This is a genomic window from Paenisporosarcina sp. (assembly GCF_049671445.1).
GTDB lineage: Bacteria > Bacillota > Bacilli > Bacillales_A > Planococcaceae > Paenisporosarcina.
Map to the genome: position 1 here is coordinate 252,633 of NZ_JBATUX010000118.1, position 12,996 is coordinate 265,628.

The 12,996-nt window shown below is 38.4% G+C and carries 15 protein-coding genes; all 15 read left to right on the top strand.

Translation table 11 applies throughout. The annotated features are described in order from the left end of the window. Positions 1-102 precede the first annotated feature (102 nt). The 15 genes from ndk to WBG45_RS15340 all read left to right on the top strand — a co-directional run bounded on the left by ndk (position 103) and on the right by WBG45_RS15340 (position 12,993). Positions 103-549, top strand: a complete 447-nt coding sequence (ndk, locus tag WBG45_RS15270) for a nucleoside-diphosphate kinase (protein ID WP_024534858.1) — start codon at positions 103-105, stop codon at positions 547-549. 234 nt (positions 550-783) lie between these two features. Beyond that, positions 784-1,965, top strand: coding sequence for a chorismate synthase (gene aroC, locus WBG45_RS15275; RefSeq protein WP_424415897.1), 1,182 nt, complete (start codon positions 784-786; stop codon positions 1,963-1,965). Between the two features lie 3 nt (positions 1,966-1,968). Then, positions 1,969-3,075: a 3-dehydroquinate synthase gene (gene aroB / locus WBG45_RS15280; protein WP_424415898.1), complete on the top strand. Its 1,107-nt coding sequence runs from the start codon at positions 1,969-1,971 to the stop codon at positions 3,073-3,075. Beyond that, positions 3,072-3,437 (top strand): chorismate mutase, encoded by a 366-nt coding sequence (gene aroH, locus WBG45_RS15285; protein WP_424415900.1) that lies wholly within the window; start codon positions 3,072-3,074, stop codon positions 3,435-3,437. Before aroB ends, aroH begins: the two co-directional genes overlap by 4 nt. A 25-nt stretch (positions 3,438-3,462) precedes the next feature. Then, positions 3,463-4,563, top strand: a complete 1,101-nt coding sequence (gene hisC, locus WBG45_RS15290; protein ID WP_424415902.1) for a histidinol-phosphate transaminase — start codon at positions 3,463-3,465, stop codon at positions 4,561-4,563. Then, on the top strand, positions 4,560-5,660 hold the full coding sequence (locus WBG45_RS15295) for a prephenate dehydrogenase (RefSeq protein WP_424415904.1): 1,101 nt from the start codon (positions 4,560-4,562) through the stop codon (positions 5,658-5,660). The genes hisC and WBG45_RS15295 overlap by 4 nt, the downstream gene beginning before the upstream one ends. Positions 5,661-5,692: 32 nt before the next feature. Further along, a complete protein-coding gene (aroA, locus tag WBG45_RS15300; protein WP_424415906.1) occupies positions 5,693-7,000 on the top strand; it encodes a 3-phosphoshikimate 1-carboxyvinyltransferase in 1,308 nt (435 codons plus the stop codon). A 76-nt stretch (positions 7,001-7,076) separates the two neighbouring features. Then, positions 7,077-8,330, top strand: coding sequence for a tetratricopeptide repeat protein (locus tag WBG45_RS15305; RefSeq protein ID WP_424415908.1), 1,254 nt, complete (start codon positions 7,077-7,079; stop codon positions 8,328-8,330). Positions 8,331-8,343: 13 nt separating this feature from the next. Next, positions 8,344-8,898: a ReoY family proteolytic degradation factor gene (locus WBG45_RS15310; protein ID WP_424415910.1), complete on the top strand. Its 555-nt coding sequence runs from the start codon at positions 8,344-8,346 to the stop codon at positions 8,896-8,898. Positions 8,899-8,945: 47 nt separating this feature from the next. Then, positions 8,946-9,398: a DUF2487 family protein gene (locus WBG45_RS15315; RefSeq protein ID WP_424415912.1), complete on the top strand. Its 453-nt coding sequence runs from the start codon at positions 8,946-8,948 to the stop codon at positions 9,396-9,398. Positions 9,399-9,554: 156 nt separating this feature from the next. After that, entirely contained in the window at positions 9,555-10,061 is a 507-nt protein-coding gene (locus tag WBG45_RS15320) for a ubiquinol-cytochrome c reductase iron-sulfur subunit (RefSeq protein ID WP_424415913.1), read from the top strand. 15 nt (positions 10,062-10,076) lie between these two features. Continuing rightward, positions 10,077-10,751 (top strand): menaquinol-cytochrome c reductase cytochrome b subunit, encoded by a 675-nt coding sequence (qcrB, locus tag WBG45_RS15325; RefSeq protein ID WP_024534847.1) that lies wholly within the window; start codon positions 10,077-10,079, stop codon positions 10,749-10,751. Between the two features lie 39 nt (positions 10,752-10,790). Then, complete coding sequence (locus WBG45_RS15330; RefSeq protein ID WP_424415916.1) at positions 10,791-11,552, top strand: c-type cytochrome; 762 nt, start codon at positions 10,791-10,793, stop codon at positions 11,550-11,552. Between the two features lie 102 nt (positions 11,553-11,654). Then, the gene (locus WBG45_RS15335; RefSeq protein WP_424415918.1) at positions 11,655-12,254 is read left to right on the top strand and encodes a DUF1405 domain-containing protein; all 600 of its coding nucleotides are present in this window, start codon (positions 11,655-11,657) and stop codon (positions 12,252-12,254) included. Between the two features lie 52 nt (positions 12,255-12,306). Further along, positions 12,307-12,993, top strand: coding sequence for a zinc metallopeptidase (locus WBG45_RS15340; RefSeq protein ID WP_029723573.1), 687 nt, complete (start codon positions 12,307-12,309; stop codon positions 12,991-12,993). Positions 12,994-12,996 lie beyond the last annotated feature (3 nt).

Below are 12,996 nucleotides of genomic sequence, written 5' to 3' on the forward strand. Positions count from 1 at the left end.
GGTTGAACAAACGATAATACAATGGTAGTATTTTTACGGTGGATAAATTACCCTAAACAGTAGGGAATCATTCTCTAAGATTCAATTGAAGGAGTGTTTATTATGGAAAGAACGTTTTTAATGGTAAAACCTGATGGCGTACAACGTAACTTGATCGGCGAAATCGTAGGTCGTTTCGAAAAGAAAGGCTTCCAATTAGTTGGATCTAAATTAATGCAAATCACACCTGAACTAGCTGCTGAACACTATGGCGAGCACAAAGAGCGTCCATTCTTCGGTGAATTAGTAGACTTCATCACATCTGGACCAGTTTTCGCAATGGTTTGGGAAGGTGAAAATGTAATTTCAGTTGGACGTTTGATGACTGGAGCTACAAACCCTAAAGAATCTGCACCAGGTACTATTCGTGGAGATTTCGCAGTTACAGTTGGAAAGAACATTATTCACGGTTCTGACTCATCTGATAGCGCTGTTCGTGAAATTGGTTTATTCTTCAAAGAAGAAGAGCTTGTTTCATACACGAAAGATGCTAACAACTGGATTAACTAATAAAAGTAAGCAGTCAAATGATTTTTCATTTGACTGCTTTTTTATTTTCCGTCAAATTATCTATACGCTATACTTGTTATATATAGTTCTCATAAAAATGGCTTCTAGCTTCTACCGATGAATATAGAGAAAACACCAAGAATCTTTTAATCAAAAATTGAACGATGAAAATGAAAAAGGTTTGTGGTATAGTGTTATTTAAAATACTTTAGCGAGTTGAAGGGGGAAAGTGTTATGCGTTATTTAACTGCAGGAGAATCTCACGGTCCACAATTGACCGCCATTATAGAAGGATTACCCGCACAATTAACCATTACAGCAGAAATGATAAATAAGGATTTGAAAAGAAGACAAGGTGGACATGGTCGGGGACGTCGTATGCAAATCGAGACAGATACGGTTGATATTACGTCAGGTGTAAGACACGGTAAAACATTAGGTTCTCCAGTCGCTTTAGTTGTTACAAATGATGACTGGAAACATTGGACACATGTAATGGGTATTGAACCTTTAGAAGAAGGATTAAACCCAGAAGACGTGAAGCGCCAAATCACACGTCCACGCCCTGGTCATGCCGATTTAGTTGGGGGCATGAAATATGGTCATACCGACCTACGTAACGTCTTAGAACGATCGTCCGCTCGAGAAACTACTGTCCGTGTGGCAGTGGGTGCTGTTGCGAAACAATTATTATCTGAACTAGGTATTAGTATTGTCTCTCATGTTACAGAAATTGGTGGTATAAAAGCCGACACTTCAAAAAGTGCAGACTTAACTGTTGAGCAAATTCGGGAAATTATTATAGAAGACCCAGTTTATTGCGTGGATCAAGAAGCTTCTAAATTAATGGTGCAAGCAATTGATGAAGCGAAAGAAAATGGAGATTCTATTGGCGGAGTCGTTGAAGTTATTGTTGAAGGGATGCCAGCGGGAATTGGAAGTTACGTTCACTATGACCGTAAGCTAGATGCTAAATTAGCGATGGCTGTGATGAGTATTAATGCCTTTAAAGGTGTTGAGGTTGGCATGGGATTTGAAATGGCGCGCAAGCCAGGTAGCCAAGTTCACGATGAAATAGAATGGAATCAAGAACAAGGCTATATTAGAACGACGAATCGACTAGGCGGCTTAGAAGGTGGTATGTCTACAGGGATGCCAATCGTGATTCGAGGTGTGATGAAGCCTATCCCGACATTATATAAACCACTGCAAAGCGTAGATATTTCTACTAAAGAGCCATTTAAAGCTAGCATTGAGCGTTCAGACAGTTGTGCAGTTCCTGCAGCTTCAGTTGTTGCTGAACATGTAGTAGCTTGGGAAATTGCAAAAGCGATTTTAGATAAATTCCATAGCGATCAGATGCCTCAACTTCTAGAGTCGATAAATCAGCACCGAGCTTACACGAAGGAGTTCTAATTTATGCAGACCATTTCAATCGATACGAAACATAAGCATTATGAAGTTTATGTGGGTTCCCACATTTATGAGAGTGCATTGTCTCTTTATGCCAATCAATTACAAAAAGCAGACCATGTGGTTATATTTGTCGACGTAGTGGTTGCGAAACTGCATGTAGAAAAATTACTAAAGCCTCTTGAATCCATTAGTGGCAAGTCTGTACACGTATTCGAATTACCAGCAGGTGAATCGAGTAAAGCTGTAGAAACGTTTATGGCCTGTCATTCATTTTTACTTGAAGCAGGCTGCACAAGAAAAACAATCGCCTTTGCACTAGGTGGAGGCGCTTGTGGTGACGTAGTTGGCTTCGTTGCATCAACATTTATGAGGGGCATTCCTTTTTTTCAATGTCCAACAACCATTTTAGCTCATGATAGTGCAGTAGGTGGTAAAACGGCAATCAATCATCCACAAGGCAAAAATATGATTGGCTCATTTTATCAGCCTGAAGCCGTGTTATTCGATGTCTCAACATTAAGTACATTGCCTCAACAAGAAATTTTGTCTGGTATGGCAGAAGTCATAAAACATGCTCTTATCTCTGATCAACAATGGCTCAATGAATTATTGAGTTTTCGGTCATTTGCAGAAATTTCTTCAGCACAGTATTTGTCCTTTTTAGTAAAAGGAATAAAAGTAAAAGCTGCCATCGTTGAAGAGGATGAGTATGAGCAATCAGTTAGGAAATACCTTAACCTAGGACATACCTACGGTCATGCGATTGAAGCCACAACTGGTTACGGAAAAATAACGCACGGAGAATCAGTTGCAATTGGATTAGTTATTTCACTTCTGCTAAGTGAGAATGTACAGCTACTTGAACAAGGAAACGCAAAAAATCTGTTTGAAGCACTAAACAAATTTGGTTATTCGTTCGAGACCGTTTTAGAACATAGTATCGACACACTCCTTTCATATATGAAAAGAGATAAAAAAGCGTCTTTCGGAGAACTTCATTTTGTTTTACTTGAACAGATTGGAAAGCCTTGTATGAAGATTGTGTCTGTAGAAGACGTCACTTTAGCACATCAACAATTACGAAACTGGATTAAGGAGGTGCACAAATGATACGAGGTATTCGTGGAGCAACAACCATTATAGAAGATTCAGCACAGCATATATTACTTGAGACTGAAAAGCTTGTTTTAGCCATGGCTAAAGAAAATGATATTCGACCGGAAGATGTCGCATCCGTTATTGTTTCGACGACAACTGATATTGCAGGTGCATTTCCAGCAAAAGCTGTGAGAAGTATTCCTGGATGGACATACGTACCTGTGATGTGTACGCATGAAATGGATGTGCCAGGTGCAATAGCCATGTGCATTCGTGTATTAATGCATGTCAATACAGAAAAATCTCAACGAGATATTCATCATGTTTATTTGAATGAAGCGACAAAACTTCGACCAGATTTAATAACAAGCTAAGTTTAGAAAGAAGAGGCGAATAATAATGAAGTGGAAAAATCAATTAACAGGCATGAAACCTTATCAACCAGGACGTTCCACGGATGAAGTGAAAGAGATGTTTGGATTAGAGACAATTGTTAAATTAGCTTCCAACGAAAATCCTTTCGGGTTTTCACCGAAAGTTAGCGAGTTCTTGGAGAATCAATCGATCAATCACGCAATTTACCCAGATGGTTACGCAACGGGTCTTCGTCAAGCTCTAGCAAAATCAGTAGGGGTTGAACAAAATCAACTGCTGTTTGGCAATGGTTCTGATGAAATCATTATGATGATTTCTCGTGCTTTGCTTCAATCTGGCGTGAATACAGTAATGGCCACTCCTACTTTCCCCCAATATCGTCATAACGCTGTAATTGACGGTGCAGAAGTTCGTGAAGTTCAGCTAGCGAATGGAGCACATGATTTACAAGAGATGTCTCGACAAATCGATGAAAATACAGCAGTTGTCTGGTTATGCTCTCCAAATAACCCAACAGGGATGCTAATCGATCAACAGGAATTAGAAGAATTCATTCGAAAAGTACCTAAAGAAGTCCTTGTCGTTTTGGATGAAGCATATTTTGAATACATAACCGATCCCTCGTACAAGAATTCCGTTAATTTAATAAAAGACCATAAAAATGTCATTGTTTTACGAACTTTTTCAAAAGCATATGGACTCGCAGGGTTTCGAGTAGGATATGCAGTAGCCCAAAAAGAACTAATTGCTCAATTAGATCCTGTTCGAGAGCCGTTTAACAATACTGTGACTAGTCAAGGAGCAGCACTTGTTGCTCTGGAAGATTTATCATTTATCGAGGATTGTCGCCTTCAAAATGAGTCTGGTAAAAAGCAGTTTGAAGACTTTGCAACCACTCATAACTTGCATATGTATCCTTCACAAGGAAACTTCGTTCTCCTTGAAGTGAAAGCGGACTCTGATTTAGTATTTGAGGGGCTAATGAAAAAAGGATTTATTATTCGAAGTGGGAATGCTCTAGGAACTCCGGGATACATTCGAGTGACGATAGGGACAACTCAGCAAAATGAAGAGTTCTTACAGAAACTTACAGCTGTATTAAAGGATGCAGAGGTTCTTACATGACCACAAATACATTAATAGTTGGATTAGGTTTAATTGGTGGTTCTCTTGCTTTAGCCATTCAGAAAAATCCAGAGGTAAAAGTGATCGGCTTTGATACAGATTCACATACCGTCCGTAAAGCAAAGAAGTTGGGTGTCATACATGATATGGCATTTAATTTAAAAGAATCAGCTAAAATAGCTGACTTCATCATTTTTGCCACGCCTGTTAATGCAACTGTTCAATTAATGAATGAAGCGCAGAATTGGCAACTCAAAAAAAATGTAATTTTAACTGATACCGGAAGCACTAAAAAAATCATCATGGAAAAAGCTAAGTCCTTGAAAGCGCGTGGTCTCACTTTTATTGGTGGACATCCTATGGCGGGTTCGCATAAAAGTGGAGTGGAGGCAGCGAAAGCGCATTTATTTGAAAATGCTTACTATATGTTGACCCCTTTAGAACATGAGGATGAACATCAGATTCAATCACTTGAAAATCTCTTACAACCAACAAAAGGGAAGTTATTACGAGTACTTGCGCATGAACATGATCATATGACGGCAGTCGTTAGTCATTTTCCGCATCTGATTGCGGCTTCTCTTGTTCATCAACTGTCTAGTGAAAATGAAGAATATCCATTTACAAGACAACTTGCTGCAGGTGGCTTTCGAGACACCACTAGAATAGCTTCGTCGAATCCGATCATGTGGAGAGATATTACAGTTCAAAATCGTATGGAACTCGTCAAACAACTAGATAAATGGCAAAGTGAAATGGATACCGTAAAAACTTTACTCATGCAAGCGGAACCAGCAAATATTGAACATTACTTTTCGCGAGCAAAATACGTTAGAGACGAATTGCCGATAACTTCGCAAGGTGCCATGTATTCTGTTTACGATTTGTATGTAGATGTCCCTGACTACCCAGGTGTTATTTCAGAAGTTACAGGGCTATTAGCGAAACATTTAATCAGCATTACAAATTTGCGTATTGTTGAAACGCGTGAGGATGTATTCGGTATATTAGTCATTAGTTTTCAATCACTGGATGACCGACAACGAGCAGCTAGTAGTATTGAACAAGAAACTAACTATGAAACGTATATTTCGTAAGAGAGTGTAAAGAAAAGAAGGGTGTGAGTGAATTGAACGACTCTATTACATTGCAAGCTCATCAATCATCACTCAACGGGTCGCTTCAAGTGCCTGGAGATAAATCGATATCACATCGCTCGATTATGTTTGGAGCAATGGCAACGGGTGTTACAACCGTTAATGGCTTTTTACTGGGAGACGATTGTTTAAGTACGATTTCTTGTTTTCAAAAGCTTGGGGTCGATATCCAAGTTATTGGCACGACTGTTACTATTAACAGTGAAGGAATCGAAAATTGGAATGAACCGAGCGAAATCTTGGATACAGGTAACTCTGGTACCACAACCAGATTAATGCTTGGTATTTTAGCTGGTTCTCATGTACACAGTGTGTTAGTTGGCGATGAATCAATCGCTAAAAGACCAATGAAACGCGTAATTGACCCATTGAGGCAAATGGGTGCTCAAATTTCTGGGAGAAGCGGGGGCCAGTTCACACCTCTTGCTGTACAAGGAACACAATTAGCAGCCATAGACTACACGATGCCTGTCGCTAGTGCACAAGTAAAGTCTGCAATTTTACTTGCTGGTGTCCAGGCAAAAGGAGTAACAACTGTACGGGAGTCCGAAGTGTCACGAGATCATACTGAACGGATGTTGCGTCAATTTGGTGTGAATATACATGCTGAAAACGGTGTAATTCAAGTGCACGGTGGTCAAATACTAAAAGGGACTCACGTAGAAGTACCTGGTGATATTTCTTCAGCAGCATTCTTTTTAGTGGCAGGAGCCATTGCAAAAGACAGTTCAATTCGTTTAGAACATGTTGGCTTAAATCCTACGCGGACAGGCATACTAGATGTCCTAAAGAAAATGGGTGCTCAAATAGAAATAGAACTTGATAACACTGCACACGAAGAACCAATTGGCTTAGTAACAATTAGTTCTTCTCGTTTAAATGGCATTGAAATTGGTGGAGATTTGATTCCTCGACTAATTGATGAAATTCCAATCATAGCATTGCTTGCTACTCAAGCCCATGGTACTACTGTGATTAAAAATGCAGAGGAATTAAAAGTTAAAGAAACAGACCGCATCACAGCTGTCGTAGATGAATTGAAAAAGCTAGGCGCTGATATTGAAGCGACTGACGACGGCATGATTATTAATGGGCCAGTTACATTATCAGGTGGGAAATTACAATCGTATGGGGATCACCGCATCGGCATGATGGGGGCAATCGCTTCTGTCATTTCGACACATTCAATTGAAATTGAACATGCTTCGTGTATTTCTGTTTCTTATCCAAATTTCTTTGATCATTTACGAATGGTGTCTTCTTTTGAAACTCTCCGCTAATGGGGAGTTTTTTCTTGTTAATGGCAATGCTGTGATGTAGCATATGGTATGAATAGAAAGAGAACGGGTGATAAATATGGGAATTAGTCAACAATTTATTGAAGCAATCGAAAATGGCGACATCCACACTGTCCAAACGTTAATTGATACGATGCTCCTTGCGAGTGAACCAGATACTCAATATGAGATTGCAAATATGCTTGTTCAGGCTGGATATCTTAAAGAAGCTGAACAAGTCCTCGAACACCTCCAGTTTTTATTTCCGGAAGAGGCTCAATTAAAAATCGATCGTGCACAAGTGTTAATGGAAATAGACGAAGAAGATGAAGCTTTGTTACTACTAACAAGCATTGAAGAACATACAGATGAATATCCTCAAGCGCTTTTGAGTTTAGCTGATTATTATCAAATGCAAGGTTTTTATGAAACAGCAGAACAAAAAATTAATCAAGCTTTAGCTTTAATGCCTAATGAATCGGTATTAATTTTTGCAAAAGCTGAATTATTGCTTGAAACAGGCAAATATCTAGAAGCAGTTCGTTTATACGAAAATTTAAAAGAACAAACGGATGAAATAGCCGGAATCCGTTTATCAGAGCGTTTAGCTGAAGTGTATAGCGCTGGTGCAGCTTATGAGGAGGCAATTCCTTATTATGATGAGTCTTTATCACATCATGTGACACCTGATTTGCTATTTGGCCTTGCTTACGCGGCTTTTCAAGCGGGTGAATATGATCTAGCTGTTCGTAAACTGAGTGAAGTAAAAACTTTGGATCCAGATTATTTCTCTGCCCACTTATTACTGTCACAAGCTTATAGCATGCTCGAAGACCATGAACAAGCCTATTCAGCGATAGTTGAAGGACTAAGTCGTGATGAATACGACAAAGAATTATATTTATTTGCTGGGAAAATGGCATTAAAAGTAGGGAACACGAGTGATGCTGAAGCACATTTGCGACAAGCAATTGTTTTGGACCCTGAATACATGGAAGCTACGTTAACTTTGGTGTCGTTTTTACATGCGCACGAAAGGTATGAAGAAGTCATCGAATTAGTTGAATTAATGTCAGTAAACCAAGATGATTGGTCTGCCTTATACCCTTTTGCAGCTGATGCTTTTATGCAAGAAGAAAATTTTGAACGTGCATACGAATTTTACTCTTTGGCATATACTGACCATAAGGAAGATCCGATTTTCATGGAAAAATACCTTTATTTTCTGTTAGAAGAAGGAAAACGAGAGGAAGCCCTAGAAATAGGTAAGCAATTAGTACATTTGCAACCAAATGATGAAAGATGGCAAGACTTGATTGAATCCTTGTTGTGAAAGGAGGAGTAGTATGACCGCATCTGTTTCTGTGATGGAAAAGAAAGAATTTGTTCGATGGTTTTTGAAAAGATATCAAATGAAACGTCGTGAATGCGTATGGATCCTCAATTATTTACTAAGCCATGATGACTTGTTACAAAAAGTGCATTTTGTAGAAGAAGCCCACTATTGCCCACGTGCAATGGTTATGTCTGTTACAGAATCGACTGGAGTACCGTTTCGTTTCTATAAAGGAAACTTAATGACTGCTGATGCTGAAAAATCATTTCACGACTTGCGTTTACATCCAAATGAAGATATGTATATACAATTGAATTTTCCGCTTGTGCCACCGAGCCCAGAGTATCTGGCGGTATTAGAAGAAAATCCATTTATGCCGAAATATTTGCATATAAACGATAAAGATCGACTATTAGCGGAAGAAGTGCTTAAAAGCAGCATGCACTCTTTTAGAGAAGACAATATATTAAGACAAATTGATGAAGCGTTAGATGCTAATGATAAAGAAAAATTTATCGAGTTATCTAAATTGCTACAAGGGATGAAAGAATCATCTAATTCTTAACTTCATCGTATTTTCGATGAAGTTTTTTGTTGAGGGGAAATGAAAATATGTACTGGAATTCAAAAGATATAAGTGTTTTTGTAGAACAGAAAGAATTTGTTGATACGGCAGTCATTCCGTTATTATTAATAGAAGGACAAGCCAATAAAGTTAAACAAAATGCATCTAGTGCAGAATTTTTAATGGCACTTACTGCATTTGTTGAGAATCAATTTAAAGGTAGAGTCATCTTAATGCCACCCGTTTCGTACACGAATAAAACAAATCGTCATCAACTTGGACAAGAATGGGATGAGATGTTGAAAGAAGCTGGTTTTAAACATCTGTTTTTCATATCAAGTGATATGGGTTGGGTAACAGAAGAAAGTGCATTAAATGTCATATATACGCCATCTATTCCATTAGAAAATATGGACCGGAAATTACGCCAATCTGTCTTGGATGATCAATTGAGACAAATTATACCCGTATTTGCAAAACGTTGGGCGTCAATTTCCTAATAAGCTTCAAGAAATGTTCACAAAGTGCACGTTAGCAACTAATGGAATATTGACCTTCGATTTTTATTGAGCTATCATAGAACTGTCCTAGTTTTACTATTTTTTTGTATAAGTATGTCCGTTGGACTGACCTTTAAAGTTAGAGGGGGGAAAAGGATGAGTAACAATCGTGTATCAAGACGTCAATTCCTTAACTACACATTAACAGGTGTTGGTGGGTTTATGGCTGCAGGTATGATGATGCCAATGGTTCGTTTTGCAATCGATCCTGTATTGCAAAAAGCTGGAGGCGGAGATTTTATACCAACAGGTAAAAAAGTGGCAGATATCACTGAAGTGCCAGAACGTGTAGACTTTGCATTTGAACAAGTTGATGCATGGTATACATCTGAAGTAACAAGTACTGCATGGGTATACAAAGAGGGCGACAAAATTATCGCATTATCTCCTGTATGTAAGCATTTAGGTTGTACGGTTAACTGGGCAGGTAGTCCAGAACACAAAGACCAATTTTTCTGTCCATGCCACGCTGGTCGTTATGAAAAGAACGGCAAAAACGTAGCAAAAACACCACCTCTTGGACCCTTGGATGAGTTTGAAGTACGTGAAAAAGATGGTCTGTTAGAAATTGGTAAAACACGACCAAATACATTAGTTAAGTAAGGGGGTACGACGTCAGTGCTAAATAAAATTTATGATTGGGTGGATGAACGTCTGGATATTACTCCTATTTGGCGTGATATTGCAGATCATGAAGTACCAGAGCACGTAAACCCTGCACATCATTTTTCAGCATTCGTATATTGTTTTGGAGGATTAACTTTCTTCATTACAGTGATTCAAATTCTTTCGGGTATGTTTTTGACAATGTACTATACGCCAGATATTGAAAATGCATGGAAATCTGTTTACTACTTGCAAAATGAAGTAGCATTCGGTGAAATTGTGCGTGGTATGCATCACTGGGGAGCTTCACTAGTAATCGTTATGATATTCCTTCATACATTACGTGTATTCTTTACAGGATCTTATAAAAAACCTCGTGAACTTAACTGGGTAGTAGGCGTACTAATTTTAGGCGTTATGCTAGGTTTAGGTTTCACAGGTTATCTACTTCCTTGGGACATGAAGGCTTTGTTTGCAACGAAAGTAGGTATTGAAATTGCTGCATCCGTTCCGTTTATTGGAGGCGCAATTAAAACCTTGTTAGCAGGTGACGAGACAATTCTCGGTGCACAAACGTTAACGCGATTCTTTGCGATTCATGTATTCTTCTTACCAGCTGCTTTGCTTGGGTTGCTTGCAGCACACTTTATCATGATTCGTAAACAAGGTATTTCAGGACCGTTGTAAGATACAGCGTCTTTATGATTTCAAAAAGGAGGGGACAATATGCATCGCGGAAAAGGGATGAAATTTGTCGGGGATTCTCGAGTACCTGCTATTCGTGCATCGAATATTCCAAAAGACTATTCCGAATATCCGGGTAAAACAGAAGCTTTCTGGCCTAACTTCTTATTAAAAGAATGGTTGGTTGGTTCAGTTTTCTTAGTGGGTTATTTAATCTTAACTGTTGCACATCCATCACCACTTGAGCGTCAAGCGGATCCAACAGATACAGGTTATATTCCATTACCGGACTGGTATTTCTTGTTCTTGTATCAATTATTAAAATATGAATTTGCTTCCGGTCCATTTAATGTCATCGGAGCCATCATTATTCCAGGACTAGCTTTTGGTGCACTTATGCTTGCTCCATTTATGGACAAAGGTCCAGAGCGTCGTCCGTTTAAACGTCCTTTACCAACAGGATTTATGTTACTTGCACTTGCAGCTATGATTTTCTTAACTTGGGAATCAGTTGCAAACCATGACTGGGAAGCTGCAAAAGCTCAAGGTGAAATTCGTGAAGAAGCACAATTCGACACAGAAGCAGAAGGGTATAAAATTTACTCTGAAGCATCTTGTATAGGTTGTCACGGTAATGCATTTGAAGGTGGCTTAGGACCATCCCTTGCAACTACTGATAAAACAGCTGAAGAAATTATGGATATCGCGAAAAATGGTATTGGTACAATGCCTGCAGGTACGTTTGAAGGTACTGATGAAGAATTACAAGAGTTAGCAACATTTATTGATGAGTTAACTCCATAATAGATCTTAAAAAGAGTCAGGAAACTGACTCTTTTTTTGTACCTATATCAAAAGTGTTTATTATACATACTGTGCAATTCAAATTAAAGGAGTCGTGTGGTAATGAATCCATTGCTCACTCAATTAAAATTTTTGTTATTTCATAAAACGTTTATGTGGATTTTGCTTGTTGTCAATACTTTAGGAACAATTTATGGTTATATTTGGTATATGTGGCAACTGGAAATAACTGAACCTATATTTCTAATATTTGTTCCAGACAGCCCAACAGCAAGTTTGTTTTTCTCAATTGCTTTATTCGGATGGCTTATCAATCGTCATTTTAAACTAATAGAAGCTCTTGCATTAATTACTTTAGTAAAGTATGGCTTATGGGCTGTAGTTATGAATATTTGGACACAGTTTGAATCAGGTCCAATTGGTTTTGTTGGTTGGATGCTCGTTGTAAGCCATTTTGCCATGGCGGTACAAGCCTTGCTTTACATTCCAATGTATAAATTTAAATGGATTCATATTTTGATTGCAGCCATTTGGACACTGCATAATGATGTGATTGATTATGTCTTTGGGCAAATGCCCATTTATCGTAGTTTAAGCGAACATACGCAAACAATAGGCTATTTTACATTTTGGTTATCGATTGCATGTATAGTAATAGCAATCAAAGTCATCAAATCGTCACCTAATTTGCAATCGAAATAGTTGCTCAATTACTAAGGTGCATATAAAATAATAAGTAGATAGAAATAGGAGGATGGTCGATTTGGGATTTTTGGTCTACTTTGCCGTACTATTATTGTTACCACTTTACGCGCAATTTAAAGTAAAAAGAACGTATAAAAAGTACTCAAAAGTACGCTCAACTTCTGGAATGACAGGTGCTCAAGTAGCACGTTTAATTTTAGATCAAAACGATTTAAGAGATGTAAAAGTTGTCGAGAGCCAAGGTTTTTTGAGTGATCATTACAACCCTATGACAAAAATTGTTGCGTTGTCTTCACATAATTACCATGAAGCATCTGTAGCAGGGACAGCAATTGCTGCTCACGAAGTAGGGCATGCAATTCAACATAAAGAAGCATATACGTTCTTACAGTGGCGTCATAAATTAGTGCCTGTTGCTAATATCTCTTCAAATGCATCATGGATTTTCGTAATGATTGGTATTTTTGCAGGAATGTCTAACATGTTGCTTTTAGGTATCGTTCTATTAGCAGTTGGGGTAGTATTCCAAATTGTAACTTTGCCTGTAGAGTTCAATGCTTCTAGTCGTGCAATGACTGAAATTGTCTCTCATGGGGTTATACGTAACGAAGAAGAAAAACATGCTAAAAAAGTACTGAATGCTGCTGCGATGACATATGTAGCTGCTGCGGCAGTTGCCGTTCTTGAACTAGTAAGATTAGTATTAATGTATACAGGTATGACACGAGATGAATAGAAA